Annotated in this window: 12 protein-coding genes; 8 read left to right on the top strand and 4 right to left on the bottom strand. The window is 70.5% G+C overall.

Annotated elements, in window-relative coordinates; all coding sequences use genetic code 11:
- Nucleotides 1-29 precede the first annotated feature (29 nt).
- Complete coding sequence (locus tag PU630_RS13560) at nt 30-3,002, top strand: alpha-mannosidase (RefSeq protein ID WP_275277585.1); 2,973 nt, start codon at nt 30-32, stop codon at nt 3,000-3,002.
- A 409-nt stretch (nt 3,003-3,411) separates the two neighbouring features.
- Here PU630_RS13560 and PU630_RS13555 read toward each other — a convergent pair whose 3' ends face one another.
- Entirely contained in the window at nt 3,412-4,182 is a 771-nt protein-coding gene (locus tag PU630_RS13555; RefSeq protein ID WP_275277584.1) for a hypothetical protein, read from the bottom strand.
- A gap of 257 nt (nt 4,183-4,439) precedes the next feature.
- On the opposite strand from PU630_RS13555, the gene ddaH reads away from it, so the two are divergent.
- Together ddaH and rocD are read left to right on the top strand one after the other, a co-directional pair.
- Nucleotides 4,440-5,330 (top strand): dimethylargininase, encoded by an 891-nt coding sequence (gene ddaH / locus PU630_RS13550; protein ID WP_275277583.1) that lies wholly within the window; start codon nt 4,440-4,442, stop codon nt 5,328-5,330.
- Nucleotides 5,327-6,550, top strand: coding sequence for an ornithine--oxo-acid transaminase (gene rocD, locus PU630_RS13545; protein WP_275277582.1), 1,224 nt, complete (start codon nt 5,327-5,329; stop codon nt 6,548-6,550). Before ddaH ends, rocD begins: the two co-directional genes overlap by 4 nt.
- Nucleotides 6,551-6,692: 142 nt before the next feature.
- On the opposite strand, the gene PU630_RS13540 is transcribed toward rocD, so the two are convergent.
- Together PU630_RS13540 and PU630_RS13535 are read right to left on the bottom strand one after the other, a co-directional pair.
- Nucleotides 6,693-8,294, bottom strand: coding sequence for a molybdopterin-dependent oxidoreductase (locus PU630_RS13540; RefSeq protein ID WP_428981959.1), 1,602 nt, complete (start codon nt 8,292-8,294; stop codon nt 6,693-6,695).
- Between the two features lie 115 nt (nt 8,295-8,409).
- The gene (locus PU630_RS13535; RefSeq protein ID WP_275277580.1) at nt 8,410-9,903 is read right to left on the bottom strand and encodes an MATE family efflux transporter; all 1,494 of its coding nucleotides are present in this window, start codon (nt 9,901-9,903) and stop codon (nt 8,410-8,412) included.
- A gap of 178 nt (nt 9,904-10,081) precedes the next feature.
- Between PU630_RS13535 and PU630_RS13530 the strand changes: the two genes are divergently transcribed.
- The 5 genes from PU630_RS13530 to PU630_RS13510 are packed head-to-tail and all read left to right on the top strand — an operon-like array spanning nt 10,082 to nt 13,944.
- The gene (locus PU630_RS13530) at nt 10,082-10,402 is read left to right on the top strand and encodes a hypothetical protein (protein WP_275277579.1); all 321 of its coding nucleotides are present in this window, start codon (nt 10,082-10,084) and stop codon (nt 10,400-10,402) included.
- Nucleotides 10,350-11,819 (top strand): sensor histidine kinase, encoded by a 1,470-nt coding sequence (locus tag PU630_RS13525; protein WP_275277578.1) that lies wholly within the window; start codon nt 10,350-10,352, stop codon nt 11,817-11,819. Before PU630_RS13530 ends, PU630_RS13525 begins: the two co-directional genes overlap by 53 nt.
- Nucleotides 11,816-12,484, top strand: coding sequence for a response regulator transcription factor (locus tag PU630_RS13520; protein ID WP_275277577.1), 669 nt, complete (start codon nt 11,816-11,818; stop codon nt 12,482-12,484). The genes PU630_RS13525 and PU630_RS13520 overlap by 4 nt, the downstream gene beginning before the upstream one ends.
- A 54-nt stretch (nt 12,485-12,538) precedes the next feature.
- On the top strand, nt 12,539-13,210 hold the full coding sequence (locus PU630_RS13515) for a DUF4956 domain-containing protein (protein WP_275277576.1): 672 nt from the start codon (nt 12,539-12,541) through the stop codon (nt 13,208-13,210).
- On the top strand, nt 13,207-13,944 hold the full coding sequence (locus PU630_RS13510; protein WP_275277575.1) for a polyphosphate polymerase domain-containing protein: 738 nt from the start codon (nt 13,207-13,209) through the stop codon (nt 13,942-13,944). Before PU630_RS13515 ends, PU630_RS13510 begins: the two co-directional genes overlap by 4 nt.
- A gap of 130 nt (nt 13,945-14,074) precedes the next feature.
- Here the strand turns inward: PU630_RS13510 and PU630_RS13505 are convergent, their stop codons facing one another.
- Nucleotides 14,075-14,791: a helix-turn-helix transcriptional regulator gene (locus PU630_RS13505; protein WP_275277574.1), complete on the bottom strand. Its 717-nt coding sequence runs from the start codon at nt 14,789-14,791 to the stop codon at nt 14,075-14,077.
- Nucleotides 14,792-14,802 lie beyond the last annotated feature (11 nt).

The following is a 14,802-nucleotide window of genomic DNA, read 5'->3' as shown; positions in this document are numbered from 1 at the left end:
TTCTGGGAACGTGGGTGCAGGAGGCCCCCATGCACGCAGAGCAGTCTTTGACGATCGGTCGCGCCACTCGGGTGCTCGAGGAGCGGCTGCGCCCCGCGATCCATTCGCAGCCGCACGCGCTCGAGTTGGCCGCGCACGCCGTCGGCGGTGAGCCGATTCCGGTGGCAGAGGGCCTGGCCGGTCCGTTCGCGCCGATGCCGGTGGGTACTCCCTGGGGCCGGGCATGGGACACCACCTGGTTTCGCGTGCGCGGCGAGGTTCCGGCATCCTTCGCCGATTCTCGCGTCGAAGCGGTCGTCGACCTCGGCTTCGCCGCCGACCCGCCCGGCTTCCAGTGCGAAGGGCTGGCCTATCGCGGCGACGGCACGCCGATCCGCTCCCTTCACCCCCGCGCGCAATGGGTGCCGATCGACGCGGCGCCGGGCGAGGCATTCGAGTTCTTCATCGAGGGCGCCGCGAACCCCGTGCTGCTCGAGACCCACCCCTTCCTCCCCACGGAGCGCGGCGAGTGGGACACGGCGGGCGACGAGCTGCTGTATCGCATCCGCCGCGTCGAGCTGTGCGTGTTCGAGAGCGAGGTGTTCGAACTCGTTCACGACGTCGAGGTGCTGCTGCAGCTGGCCGAGCAGCTGCCGGACGACTCGACGCGCCGCGCCCGCATCCTGCGGGCGCTCGATCGGGCGCTCGACCGCATCGACCTGCAGGACGTCGCCGGCACCGCCACCGCCGGCCGGGACGAGCTGGCCGACGCGCTCGCTGCTCCCGCCGATGCGAGCGCGCAGCGCATCACCGCCGTCGGCCATGCGCACATCGACTCGGCCTGGCTGTGGCCGCTGCGCGAGACGGTGCGCAAGGTCGCGCGCACGGCGAGCTCGATGACGACGCTGCTGGACGAGCATCCCGACTTCATCTACGCCATGTCGAGCGCCCAGCAGTACGCGTGGCTGCGCGATGAGCGCCCGGAGGTGTTCGCGCGCGTGAAGAAGGCCGTCGAAGACGGCCGGTTCGTGCCGGTGGGCGGCATGTGGGTGGAGTGCGATGCGGTGCTGCCCGGCGGTGAGGCGCTCATCCGGCAGATCGTCTACGGGCAGCGCTTCTTCCGCGAGGAGTTCGGCGTCGAATGCCGCGGCGCGTGGCTGCCCGACAGCTTCGGCTACTCCGGGGCGCTGCCGCAGATCCTCACCGGCGCCGGCTTCGAATGGTTCCTCACGCAGAAGATGTCGTGGAACCAGCAGAACACCTTTCCGCATCACACGTTCAGCTGGGAGGGCATCGACGGATCGCGCGTCTTCACACACTTCCCGCCGATGGACACCTACGGCGCCGAGCTGTCGGGCACCGAGATAGCCCGCGCTACGCGGCAGTTCCGCGAGAAGGCCGAGGCGTCGTCGTCGTTGGCCCCGACCGGCTGGAGCGACGGCGGCGGCGGCACGACCCGCGAGATGATCGCGCGCGCCACGCGGCTTGCGAACCTCGAGGGCAGCGCGAAGGTGCAGTGGGAGACGCCCGATGACTTCTTCGCCCGGGCCAAGAGCGAGTTGCCCGACCCGCCGGTCTGGCGTGGCGAGCTGTACCTCGAGCTGCACCGCGCGACGTACACGACGCAGCACGCCATGAAGCAGGGCAACCGCACCTGCGAGCGCCTGCTCCACGAGGCAGAGCTGTGGGCGGCGACCGCCGCGGTGCGCGCCGGATGCGCCTACCCCTACGACGCGCTCGATGAGGCCTGGCGCGAAGTGCTGCTGCTGCAGTTCCACGACATCCTGCCGGGCTCGTCGATCGCGTGGGTGCACCGCGAGGCGCGCGAGCGCTATGCGCGGCTGACCGCCACTCTGCAGGGCATGATCGATGACGCGCTGGGTGCGCTGGGCGTGGTGGATGCCGCATCCGGCCCTCTCCTGGTCAACTCCGCCTCCGTCGCCCAGCGCGGCGTGCCGGCCGGGTCGGTTGGCTCAGGCGTGCCGGCCGCCGAGGTGGCGGCATCCACCCCCGGCGACACGTTCGTGCTCGAAAGCGCGGATGTGCGCGTGACGGTCGACGCGGCCGGGCATCTCGTCTCGGCGGTCGACAACGCCACCGGGCGCGAAGCCGTGCCGGCTGGGATGGCCGGCAATCTGCTGCAGCTGCACCAGGACTTCCCGAACGCCTGGGACGCGTGGGACGTCGACGCCCACTACCGCGGTCAACGCCGCGACCTCGACGGCGCTGAGGTCGCGCTGGACGGCGACGCGATCGTCGTGCGCGCGGCGTTCGGCGCGTCGAGCATCGAGCAGCGGCTGAGCCTGTCGGACGACGGCCGCACCCTCGTCATCGACAACGCCGTCGACTGGCACGAGACCGAGAAGTTCCTCAAGCTCGCGTTCCCCGTCGATGTGTTCTGCGACCAGGTGGTCGCCGAGACGCAGTTCGGGCACCACCGGCGGGCGATCCACGAAAACACCTCGTGGGACACGGCCCGGTTCGAGCAGCACACGCAGCGCTGGTTCCTGCTTGAGGAGCCCGGCTACGGTGTCGCCTTCCTCAACGATTCGAGCTACGGCTTCGACGCGACCCGCGTCGAGCACGACGGCCGCATCGTCGGCGTCGCACGTTACTCGATGCTGCGGGCGCCGCGGTACCCCGATCCGCGCACCGACCAGGGCGTGCAGCGGATGCGCTTCGGCCTGCGCGTGGCGTCGGATGTGGGGGATGCCACGGCCGCGGCATCCCGTTTCTCCTCGCCCGCGCGGGTCGCGGCGGGGGCTGCCGTCGACGCGCTCGTGGCCTCGTCGAACCCCGGCGTGGTCGTGAGCGCCGTCAAGCTCGCCGACGACCGCTCGGGCGACCTCGTCGTGCGCGTGTACGAGGCGCGCGGCGGACGCGCCGAGACCGTGCTGACTCTGCCCGCGGGCGACGTCGTGCACGCCGACCTGCTCGAGCGGCCGGGGGCACCCGTCGCGGGCTCGGGTTCGATCGAGCTGTCGCTGCGGCCGTTCGAGATCGCGACCCTGCGGGTGCGGTGAGCGTGAGCGCGGCGTCCGGGCCTTCTGTCGCTGGCCGACGGGCGCTCACGAGATGAGGAGTTCTCACGGGGCGAGGACCAGAATCGCGAAAAGCCTCCTCGCTTCGTGAGATCTCCTCATCTCAGGAGAGTGGATGTCGCGTTTCAGGAAGGGTGGATGCCGCGCCGGCCCGCCGACAGCCGAGCGGCCGTGATCTCGCGGCCCCCGCTCGCTGTCGAATCGCGACCATTCTGCAATGACGACCGTTGCAGGGTGCCCGCGATCTTGTGCCTGCGGCGTCCCCTCCGAAGAGAAAAAAGTTATCTATCTGTACATGGCCGACCCGATCGGTGACCATGGTTATGGAGCGAGGTGGCCGCAGGGCGTGGGGGCGCTGTCGGGGGGCACCACCCGCTCCGACGAACTGGGGTCAGCGGCTCCGGTTCGCGGGCAGGGGGTCCGCGGCCGGGGCCGCTCCCTCGTTCGTCGTTGCGTCGGCCGTCGCGCCGTCGTCGAACCGCTCGATGAAGGCGGTGGCGAGCCCGCGTGCGGCGATGCCGAACAGCGTCCATTCGGTCGGGTCGTCGTCGAGCGCGATGATGGGGTGCTCGAGCCCTTCGGCCGCGCGCACGGCGAAGCCCTCGCCCAGCGCCGCCATCGCCTCGGCCAGGTCGCGGACCGTGAACGGCTCGCGCATCCGATATCCGAAGCGCAGCAGGAGCTCGGAGTAGAAGCGGCTGAACGCGTCGATCGACTCCTCGTGCCGGGCTGCGGCTGCTGCTCGCAGCTCGGGCCACGAGCCCGCCGCCGTCCGCAGGGCGAGCGCCGTGATGAACACGTGCGAGTCCTGCGATTCGGGGCGGCGGTGGAACTGTGCGGCGTACTCGACGTGGTCGCGCGTCGCGGCGCGGATGACGTCATCGATGGTTCCACCGTGCTCGACGAAGTCGGCGATCGCAGCCGTCGCGCTCGCCGTCGGCGCCGAGACGCGCAGGCCCATCATCTCGACGGCCAGGTCGCGGTGAAACTGGTCTTGATCCGACCAGATGCGGTATGCGGCGCCCGAGGTGAGGCCCACGGCGCGCAGCACCTCCTGCAGGCGGATGTGCTGCACACCGGCGGAGGCGCCGCGCTCCAGCAGCAGCTGCAGCGCGGCGTCGAGGATGAGGCGTCGCGTCTGTTCGGCAGTGCGGCGGGACATAGTACAAGATTGGCACGACCTCGCAGCGCGCGCGGGCGGTGCGTCGTCGGGTCATAGACTGCGCGGGGGCGGGGGCCGCCGACACGACCGACGCGACCGGGTGCCGACCCGCTGAGCGTCGGCTGAGCAGACTTCGCGCTCAGCAGTGGGAGAATGGATGCGGCGTGCCCGTGTCGCCTCTTCCCCAGCATCGCCTGGGTCGAAGTGCCGCCGGGCCCGAGGACAGCGTCCGCCGCCCGCACTCAGTGAGGAGCGATATGTCCCTGCAGAACACCGCCGTACCCGAGAACGACACGGCCGCGGCATCCCCCCGCATCCAACAGCACCGGCGGTATCTGATGTGCAAGCCGGAGCACTTCACGGTGAGTTACGAGATCAACCCGTGGATGCACAAGGCCGTCCCGACCGACACGGCCCTGGCCGTGCGTCAGTGGCAGACCCTGTACGACACATACCTGTCGCTCGGTCACGACGTCGAGCTCATCGACCCGGTACCCGGCCTGCCCGACATGGTCTACACCGCCAACGGCGGGTTCATCGTCGACGGCAAGGCGCTGGGTGTCCGGTTCAGCGTCGACGAGCGGCGCGGCGAAGAGCGTCCGTTCATGGACTGGTTCGCGTCGCACGGCTTCGAGGTCGTCGAGCCGGCCGCCGTGCAGGAGGGTGAGGGCGACATCCTTCTCGCCGGCGACGTGATCCTCGCCGGCTACGGCTTCCGCTCGTCGATCGACAGCCATCGCGAGATCGCCGACGTGTTCGGCCGCGAGGTCGTCTCGCTGCACCTCGTGAACCCCGAGTTCTACCACCTCGACACCGCGATCAGCATCCTCGACCCGGTCATCGGATCGGAAGGGGTGGATGCCGCCAACATCGCGTATCTGCCGAACGCCTTCGACGACGCCAGCCGCGGCATCCTCGAAGAGCGCTTCCCCGACGCGATCCGTGTCGCCGATGCGGACGGCTCGGTGTTCGGACTGAACTCGGCCAGCGACGGCCGCAACGTCTTCATCTCGCCGCGCGCGACCGGGTACGACGCCCAGCTGCGCGAGCACGGCTACAACCCGGTGCACATCGACCTGTCGGAGCTGCTGCGCGGCGGCGGCGGGATCAAGTGCTGCACCCTCGAACTAAGAGGAGCGACCCGATGACCTCTGCACCCACCCTCGACACCAAGGCCGTGCGGATCATCCGCACCGAAGACGACCACCTCGCCCACAACTACAACCCGCTTCCGGTGGTTGTAGCCACGGGTGAGGGAGCCTGGGTCACCGACGTCGAAGGCAAGCGCTACCTCGACCTGCTGTCGGCGTACTCGGCGCTGAACTTCGGGCACCGGCATCCCGCCCTCATCGAAGCGGCCACCGAACAGCTCGGCCGGCTCACGCTCACCAGTCGGGCGTTCCACAACGACCGGCTCGGCGCATTCGCCACGGCGCTCGCGAACCTCTGCGACAAGGACCTCGTGCTGCCGATGAACACCGGAGCCGAGGCCGTCGAGACCGGCATCAAGGTCGCGCGCGCGTGGGGCTACCGCGTGAAGGGCCTGCCGGCCGGCGCCGCCGCGATCGTGGTGGCCAACGGAAACTTCCACGGACGCACCACGACCGTCGTGGGCTTCAGCGACGATCCGACTGCGCGCGACGGATTCGGTCCGTTCGCGCCGGGATTCGTCTCGGTGCCGTACGGCGATGCCGCCGCGATCGAGGCGGCCATCACGCCGAACACCGCCGCCGTGCTCATCGAGCCGATCCAGGGCGAGGCCGGTGTGATCATCCCGCCGGAGGGGTATCTTGCCGCCGTGCGCGAGATCTGCACGAAGAACGACGTGCTGTTCATCGCCGACGAGATCCAGGCTGGGCTCGGCCGGGTCGGCACGACGTTCGCGTGCGATCGCGAGGGTGTCGTGCCCGACATGTATCTGCTCGGCAAGGCGCTCGGCGGCGGAATCGTCGCGGTGTCGGCCGTAGCCGCCGACCGCGAGATCCTCGGCGTCATCCAGCCCGGTGAGCACGGCTCGACCTTCGGCGGAAACCCGATGGCCGCGGCCGTCGGGCTGCGCGTGGTCGAGATGCTCGAGTCGGGAGAGTTCCAGCAGCGTGCTGTCGCCCTCGGTGAGCATCTGAAGGCCAAGCTCGACGAGCTCATCGGCCACGGTGTGACCGAGGCGCGTGTCGCGGGTCTGTGGGCCGGCGTCGACATCGACCCGGCGATCGGCACCGGACGCGAGATCGCCGAGCGGCTGCTGACCCGTGGGGTGCTTGTGAAGGACACCCACGGGCAGACGATTCGCATCGCACCGCCGCTCGTGATCCGCGCGACCGAGCTCGACTGGGCGATCGAGCAGCTCAAGGTCGTGCTCGAAGGCTGATCCGCGCTGAGCTTCGTCCGCTGCAGACGCCCGTGCGCTCTCTTCATGAACGCTCCTGGGGATAAGGACACGTCCTTATCTTCAGGAGCGTTTTACCGTCGTCCTCGCCATGCGCGGGGCGGACGACGAGGGATGCCGCGACTCACGCCACCTGCACCGTGATGTGCGGCCATCCCGTCGCCCCGTCGGGTGCAGGTGGCACCTCTCGCGCGGTCTGGACCTCACCGGCGTGATTGGTCGCGCGGCAACGGATCGTGTGCGCGCCGGATGCTGCGTGCCAGGGCAGTCGCCACTGTACCCAGGTGTCGGCGGAGATGGCCGTCGCCAGTTCGGCGTCCTGCCAGGCGCCGTCGTCGACCGACACCTCGACCTTCGATATCCCGACATGCTGCTGCCAGGCGACGCCCGCGATCACGGTATCGCCCGACGGCACGGTCGCGCCCGTGCGCGGCACATCGATACGCGACTCGAGCTTGATGGGGCCGCGGGGCGACCAGCCCTGCTCGGTCCAGTAGGCGCTCGCGCGGTCGAAACGCGTGACCTCGAGGTCGACGACCCATTTCGTCGCCGAGACGTACCCGTAGAGCCCGGGGACCACCATGCGCACGGGGAAGCCATGCTCCGGCGGAAGAGGTGCACCGTTCATACCGACCGCCAGGACCGCGTCACGGTTGTCGGTGAGCACCTCGAGCGGCGTCGACGCCGTGAATCCGTCGGTGGAGCGGGAGAGCACCATGTCGGCCTCGGCGCGTGGAGCCGCCCGCGCGAGCAGGTCCCTGATCGGATAGCCGAGCCACTTCGCATTCCCGATGAGGCCGCCGCCCACCGGGTTGGACACGCAGGCGAGCGTTGTGTAGCTCTCCTGAAGAGGCAGCGCCAGGAGTTCATCCCAGGTGAGGACCACCGTGTGATCGACGAGGCCATGGATTCGCAGCGACCACGAGGCGGGATCGATCTGGGGGACGAAGAGCGCGGTGTCGATCCGGTAGAAGTCGGTGCTGGGGGTCACCAGAGGCGTCAGCCCCGGCACGGTCAACTCGGCGCCCGAAGGGACCGGCGGCGCTGCCCGTGCCGGCGCTGGCAGGTGCAGGGCCCTCCGCGTCGCCGTCGCCGCGCGTGCACGGGTCTGGAGCAGCACGCCGCCGGCGGCCGAGGCCACGCCGATCAGCGTTGCCGTGCCGGCCCATGCGAGGAACCAGCGACGCTCAGGATCGGTGGCGCGCGCGGCGGCAACCCGACCCGGCGGGGCGCTGCGGCGCGCCAGGGGACCGATAGCGAAGGCGGCCATAGCGCCGGCGATCGCCGAAGGCGTCCAGGCCAGGCCTTCGGCATCGGCACGCGAAACGGCGGCGGCGATGCCGACCACGCCGAGGGCCGCGCACGACAGTGCGCCCGCACGGGGGAAGCGCGCCTCCACGACGCCGAGCAGCGCGGCGATCCCGATGAGTACGACGCCGATGCCGACGATCAAGGCGAGCTTGTCGGACGTGCCGAACAGCGAGATAGCAGCCTCTTTACCCCATCCGGGAGCGAGGTCGATCAGGGCATCGCCGATCGCGCCGATCGGACTCGACGCGGGCGCAAGCACCGCGGCCGCGAGCTCGCCGGCGCCGACGCCCAGGACGACGGCCGCGATCCCCGCCGCGGCCGCGCGCAGCCTCCACCGCCCGTCCACGCCCTGAGCATACGTCGGACAGCGCGGCGTCGCGCTGTCGTTCTTGGCGTTTGCGCGTGTGATTCGCATGTGCGTGTGCGGAGAACGGCAGCGAGAGCGGGCGAAGCGCGAGGGAGGGGCTCCGGCGAGGGATGCCGCTGCACGCGGCGTCAGCGTGAAGTGCGTGAGCCCGGCTGCCCGCGCGTCAGCGCCGCGCGCCCGAACCCGCTTTGCGACGCGGCCGCAGGCGCCGTCGCGCCGGCACGACGCGCACCGGTTGCGTGATGACCGCGTCGACGACCATCGAGCCGTCGGTCGGGCCGATGACGGCGATCGGCGTCGTCTCGGTCGCCAGGTCGGGGGCGATGGGCATCTTCGCGAGCCGCCGGTGCTCGCGCACATACGACGGGATGAGCACGGCGGCCGCGCCCAGCCAGGCGAGGGGGTTGCTGAGCACGACGCCGACGTAGCCCAGGAAGGCTCCGAGCACGATGGCCGCGCCCACGCGCATGACCAGTTCGATGACCCCCGTCACGGTCGGGATGAGGGTGTGCCCGATGCCCTGCAGCGCTCCGCGCAGCACGAACAGCACCCCCAGAGCGCTGTAGCTCACGCCGTTGACGATGAGCATGAGGTGCGCCAGGTGCACGACCTCGTCGGATCCGGAGCCGATGAAGATGCGCACCATCTGCGTGCCGAACGTGATCAGCAGCGCGCCGAGCGCCAGCGACGCGAGAATCGCCATGCCGGTGGCCTGCACGACGCCGCGACGGATGCGGTCGGGGCGGCGTCCGCCGAGGTTCTGCGCGGCATACATCGACACCGCGAGGCCCAGCGACTGCAGGAACGCGACGGCGAGACTGTCGACGCGCGACGCCGTCGTGTAGGCCGCGACGGCGTCGGCGCCCAAGCGGTTCAGAGCCACCTGCACGGTGAGCGTGCCGATAGCGATGATCGAGGCCTGGAAGCCCATGGGCAGACCGAGCCGCAGGTGCTCGATCAGATCGGCGCGGCTGACCCGCCAGTCGGCACGGTGCACGTGCAGCACCGGCACCCGGCGTCGCACATACTCCAGGCACAGCAGCACCGAGACGGCCTGCGAGGTCACGGTCGCCAGCGCCGCGCCGGCGACCCCGAATTCGAGCACGCCCACGAAGGTCAGCACCAGCACGACGTTCAACCCGCACGCGATCGTGAGGAACACGAGTGGCGTGCGCGAGTCGCCGATGGCGCGGATGATCGCCGCGAAGAAGTTGAAGAACATGGTCGCGCCCGCGCCCAGGAAGCTCACCTGCGTGAACACCGTGGCATCGTCGAGCAGCACCGCGGGCGTCTGCAGAAGGATCAGCACGGGGCGTGCGATCAGCGGCGCGACCACGGTGAGGATCACGGTCGTGATGCCGGTGAGGATGGCGCCGGATGCCACGGAGCGGCGCACCCCCGCATAATCCCGGGCTCCGAACGCCTGGGCGGTGGGGATGGCGAAACCGCTCGTCATGCCCCACGCGAAACCGAGCAGCAGGAACAGCAGGCTGCCGGTCGCACCGACGGCGGCCAGCGCGTCGACGCCGAGGTGGCGGCCCACGACGATCGTGTCGACGAACTGGTACAGCTGCTGCACGACGTTGCCGATCAGCAGCGGAACGGCGAACAGCAGGATGACGCGCCACGGACGGCCCGTGGTGAGAGTGGTGGCCATGAGAGCTCTCGGCGGAAGAGAAGACGGAAAGGACGAAGGCGACCGCGCGCAGGCCGCGGTCGCCGAATAGTTCACGAGTCTATCGAATCGTTTCGGAGAAGTCTGGCAGAAACCGGGACGTCGTGAGAGATTCCTTACCCTTCTCGGTCGCGCAGAGCCGCTCCGGCAGACTGGCACCATGGCTCGAGGGGCGTGGATCGCGTTGCCCGTCGCCGTGCTCGCGGCCGGTGGCGGGTGGCTGGCGTTCGACCTCGCGCGCTCGGCGGCCGCGCCCGAACTCGGTGCGGTGATCGTCGTCACGGTCGAGCCGACCCCCGGATCACCCTCGACATCGGCGCCGACGCCACAACCGACGGCATCCCCCACCCCCACGCCGGTGACGCCGCCCTCCGACGGCGCCCAAACCGTGGCGCCGGCGACGCCCCCGCCCGCCGGGGACGATGACGATGACGATGACGACGACGATGACGATGATGACGACGACGAATTCGACGACTGAGCGTCGCGGGCTGTCGGTGCGCACCCGCATCGTCGGCGGCATCCTGTTGATCGTGACCCTGGCGGTCGCGGTCATCGTCGTTGCGACCGGGCGCTCGATGTTCACGCGCATCGACGCCGCCGCAGCCGCCGAGCTCGGCCACGAGGCCGAGAAGCTGCGCACGTTCGCCGCGGGCGTCGACCCCGACACCGGCGCGGCTTTCGCGTCGGTGCCCGAGATGCTGCGCGCGTACTTGAGCCGCGCGGTTCCGGAGGCGGACGAGACCCTCTTCAGCGTCGTCGATGGCCGCGCCCACCTGCGCAGCGCCGGTGCGCCGCCCGTACGCCTCGACCGCGACGCCGCGTTCGTGGCTGACGTTGCCGCGACCACAGTGCCGCGCACGGGACGCGTCAACACCCCGGCGGGTCCTGCTGTCTACGCCGTGCTGCCGGTCGCGGCCGCCGATTCCACGCCCACGGCCGCGCTCGTGGTCGTCGAGTTCCTGCAGACCGAGCGCGACGAGGCCCGGGCGACGATCCTGCTCATGTCGGTCGTGTCGGCGGTCGCGCTCCTGGCGGCGCTGTGGGCGGGGTGGCTGGTGGCAGGCCGCATCCTCGCGCCGATCCGCGACGTGCGCGAGACGGCGGCACGCATCAGCGAGACCGACCTGGCACGGCGCATCGAGGTGTCGGGAACCGACGACGTCGCGCAGCTGGCGGCGACGTTCAACCGCATGCTCGACCGGCTCGAGACCGCCTTCGACGGGCAGCGCCGCTTTCTCGACGACGCCGGGCACGAATTGCGCACGCCGATCACGATCATCCGCGGCCACCTCGACGTGATGCGCGACGACCCCGCCGACCGTGAGGAGACACTGCGGCTCGTGAACGACGAGCTGGGGCGGATGTCACGGCTCGTCGACGACCTCATCCTGCTCGCGCGGGCCGAGCGGCCCGGCTTCCTCGTGATGGCACCGGCCGATCTCGCCGATCTCGTTGTGGACACGCTCGCCAAGATGACGGCGCTGGGCGGGCGCACCTGGTCGATCGACGCCGTGCCCAGCGGCCAGGCCGTCGCCGACGGGCAGCGGCTCGCGCAGGCGCTGCTGCAGCTCGGACGCAACGCCGTCGACCACACCGGCGACGGGGACGCGATCTCGATCGGCGGCGCGGTCGCCGGCGGGCGCATCCGGCTGTGGGTCACCGACGCCGGCAGCGGCATCGCCGTCGACGATCAGGAGCGGATCTTCGAGCGCTTCGACCGCGGCGCCGACGAAGGACGAGGCCAGGGCACCGGGCTCGGCCTCGCGATCGTCGCCCGTATCGCCGCCGCGCACGGCGGCGAGGTGAAGGTCGACTCGGCCCCGGGCGCCGGCGCCACCTTCACTCTCGACATCCCGTTCCACACGCCCGCCCTCGAACCTCGGGAGCACCCATGAGCCGCATCCTCATCGCCGAAGACGAGCAGCGCATCGCCTCGTTCATCGCCAAGGGCCTGGCCGCTGAGGGCTTCGGCACCGAGACCGTCGCCGACGGCGCGCAGGCGGTCGAGTACGCGCGCAGCGGGCAGTACGACCTGCTCGTGCTCGATATCGGCCTGCCCAAGCTCGACGGCTTCAGCGCCCTGCGCCGGCTGCGCACCGAGCGCGTCGAGATCCCCGTCATCATCCTCACCGCGCGCGATGCGCTCGAAGACACCGTCGCGGGGCTCTCGGGTGGCGCCGACGACTACATGACCAAGCCGTTCGCCATCGAAGAGCTCGTCGCGCGCATCCGGTTGCGCCTGCGGACGGATGCCGCGACCCAGGCGACCGTGCTCAAGGCCGGCGATCTCACGCTCGACGTGCGCACGCGGCGCGCAACCCGCAGAGACGCCGCCGTCGAGCTGACATCCCGCGAGTTCACGCTGCTGGAGACGTTCCTGCGTCACCCGGGCGAGGTGCTCAGCCGCCAGCAGCTGCTCAGTCAGGTGTGGGGCTTCGACTTCGACCCGGGATCGAACGTCGTGGACGTGTACGTCGGGTATCTGCGCGCCAAGCTGGGCGAGCAGCAGATCGAGACGGTGCGCGGCGCCGGGTACCGGCTGCGCCCCGGTCGCATATGAGTTCTCTCATCTTCGACTCATCGATGTCTTAGAGCCGGCCGAGAGCGTAGAGGCATGACCATCGAACTGCTCATCGCTCTGGCCACCGATCTCGTGGCCATCACTCTGCTGGCCGTCGTCCTGTACTTCCGCCGGCACCGGCGCCGCGACCTCATGCTGTCGTACATCGCGTTGAACGTCGGCGTGGTCGCAGTCACCATCGCGCTCGGCTCGGTGCAAGTGGGCATCGGCCTCGGTATCGGGCTGTTCGGCATCCTGTCGATCATCCGACTGCGCAGCGACCAGATCACGCAGGGCGAGATCGCGTACTACTTCATAGCGTTGACCCTCGGCCTGCTCGCGGGCCTCCGGCCGGCCCCGATCTGGATCGTGCCGATGCTGTCGGCGCTGCTCATCGCCGTGATGGCGATCGTTGACAGTCCGCTCGTGGCTCCGCGCGCGCTGCGGCACACGCTCACGCTCGACCGCGCGATCACGCGGCCCGATGCGCTGCGCGCTGAGCTCGAGCGCGTGCTGGGAGCGACGATCACCCGGGTGGAGGTGCTCGACGTCGACCTCGTGCGCGACATCACCGTCGTCGACGTGCGATACCGGATGCCGCGGCGCAGTGCTGCCGCGCAGACTGCTGCCGCGCAGACAGCCACTGCGGCGGACCGACGCGCTCTGAGCCAGTCGGCCGAACAGGCCGCGCCCCGGCAGGAAGAGCGCGAGAGGATTCCGGCATGACCGCGCTCGACGGCCTCGTCGCCGCGTTGCCTCCGATCGCGCTCGACGAGCTGAACGCCCGCGCCGCGCTGCTGCGCCGCGTCGACAGCAAGTACTTCGCCCCGCGCGCCGCGCTGGCCGAGCTGCTCGAGGCGATCCCCGAGCTGCGGGTGCTCGAGATCGGCGGGCACCGGTCGTTCCGCTATCGCACCGTCTACTACGACTCGGCCGCATTCACGCACTACCGCGAGCACGTGCAGGGCCGTCGACACCGGTTCAAGGTGCGCGTACGCACCTACTGCGACAGCGGTGACTGCATGCTCGAGGTCAAGTCGAAGGGGTACCGCGGGCAGACTGTGAAAGACCGCCGGCCGCGGGGCCCGCGGCATCCCGACGCCCTTGACGCGGACGAGCGCGCGTTCGTCTCGTCGATCACGGGGCGGGATGCTGCAGTGTTGCGCCCCGTGCTCGAGACGGTGTACGACCGCACGACGCTCTGCGCGGGCGACCAGCGGATCACCCTCGATACCGACCTGACGTGCGCGGCCGGCGACCGGCGCGGACGCGGACCCGACGACGTGCTCGTCGAGACGAAGTCTCCCGACGGCCGTACCGGGCTCGACCGCGCGCTCGTGCACGCGGGCGTCCGCCCGCACTCGGTGAGCAAGTACTGCGTGGCGGCGGCGCTGCTGTATCCGCAGTTGCCGCGCAATCGCTGGCACCGCACGCTGCAGCGCTCGTTCGCCCTCGTCTGAGATGCTTCGCGACGCGCACCTGCACCACGCGAATCGACCTCGTTCGCGAACACTCCTGGGGATAAGGACGAGTCCTTATCCCCAGGAGTGTCTGAGAATTGTGCAACCCGGCGGGTGCCGCGGGAGGCGTTCAGTTACGCGCGGCGACGGCGCCGGGCGTGACCCCGTGCCGGCGGCGGAACGCCACGACGAACGCGCTCGTGCTGCGGTAACCGGCGGCGCGGGCGGCTGCGGCGACGCTCTCGCCGCGCTGCAGCAGCCGGCGCGCGTGGGCGAGGCGCACAGCAGTGCGCCAGGCGCCGAACGACATGCCGGTGTCGCGGCGGAAGTGCCGCTGCACCGTCCGGCTGCTCATGTGCATGCGCTCGGCGAGCTCTTCGAGGTTGGCCGGGTGGGCGGGCGCATCGAGGATCGCCTGGGCGAGCCGCCGCACGCGCGGATCGTGCGGCAGCGGCGTGCAGGCGTCGCCGGCCATGTGCAGGAGAGTGGATGCCGCAGCCTGCGCGCACGCGACGGCCTCGCGTGAGGCGAGCCCTGGCTGCAGGAGTACCCGCGCGCAGGTCTCGAGCGCGGGCGTCCGGGTGATCGGCGTCGGGGTCTGCGCCGTGCCGGCGGGCAGCAGCAACGGAAAGACGATCGAGTCGGGGCGCGGCACGACCCGGTGGACGGTGCCGGCGGGGATCAGCAACGCCGTCTCAGTGTCGACGCGCCAGCGCTGCTCGCCGGTCTCGATGCGGCAGGCACCCGAGACCACCCAGGTCAGCTCGTCACCGTCGTGCACGTGCTCGATGGCATCGACCAGGCGCACGTCGGTCAGAGCGGCGTCGAGGAGTGCGGGGCTGGTCATGTCAGAGGTGT

This window comes from Microbacterium horticulturae, from assembly GCF_029094505.1.
GTDB lineage: Bacteria > Actinomycetota > Actinomycetes > Actinomycetales > Microbacteriaceae > Microbacterium > Microbacterium horticulturae.
Note: the sequence above shows the minus strand (reverse complement) of the source record. Positions and strands in the feature narration are given on the sequence as shown.

What these genes read in the sequence shown, in the direction of transcription:
- ddaH (WP_275277583.1), top strand. Translation starts at nt 4,440, where the DNA reads ATGTCCCTGCAGAACACCGCCGTACCCGAGAACGACACGGCCGCGGCA.
- PU630_RS13525 (WP_275277578.1), top strand. Translation starts at nt 10,350, where the DNA reads ATGACGATGACGACGACGATGACGATGATGACGACGACGAATTCGACG.
- PU630_RS13535 (WP_275277580.1), bottom strand. Translation starts at nt 9,903, where the DNA reads ATGGCCACCACTCTCACCACGGGCCGTCCGTGGCGCGTCATCCTGCTG.
- PU630_RS13505 (WP_275277574.1), bottom strand. Translation starts at nt 14,791, where the DNA reads ATGACCAGCCCCGCACTCCTCGACGCCGCTCTGACCGACGTGCGCCTG.
- PU630_RS13555 (WP_275277584.1), bottom strand. Translation starts at nt 4,182, where the DNA reads ATGTCCCGCCGCACTGCCGAACAGACGCGACGCCTCATCCTCGACGCC.
- PU630_RS13520 (WP_275277577.1), top strand. Translation starts at nt 11,816, where the DNA reads ATGAGCCGCATCCTCATCGCCGAAGACGAGCAGCGCATCGCCTCGTTC.
- PU630_RS13540 (WP_428981959.1), bottom strand. Translation starts at nt 8,294, where the DNA reads ATGCGAATCACACGCGCAAACGCCAAGAACGACAGCGCGACGCCGCGC.
- PU630_RS13530 (WP_275277579.1), top strand. Translation starts at nt 10,082, where the DNA reads ATGGCTCGAGGGGCGTGGATCGCGTTGCCCGTCGCCGTGCTCGCGGCC.
- rocD (WP_275277582.1), top strand. Translation starts at nt 5,327, where the DNA reads ATGACCTCTGCACCCACCCTCGACACCAAGGCCGTGCGGATCATCCGC.
- PU630_RS13560 (WP_275277585.1), top strand. Translation starts at nt 30, where the DNA reads ATGCACGCAGAGCAGTCTTTGACGATCGGTCGCGCCACTCGGGTGCTC.
- PU630_RS13515 (WP_275277576.1), top strand. Translation starts at nt 12,539, where the DNA reads ATGACCATCGAACTGCTCATCGCTCTGGCCACCGATCTCGTGGCCATC.
- PU630_RS13510 (WP_275277575.1), top strand. Translation starts at nt 13,207, where the DNA reads ATGACCGCGCTCGACGGCCTCGTCGCCGCGTTGCCTCCGATCGCGCTC.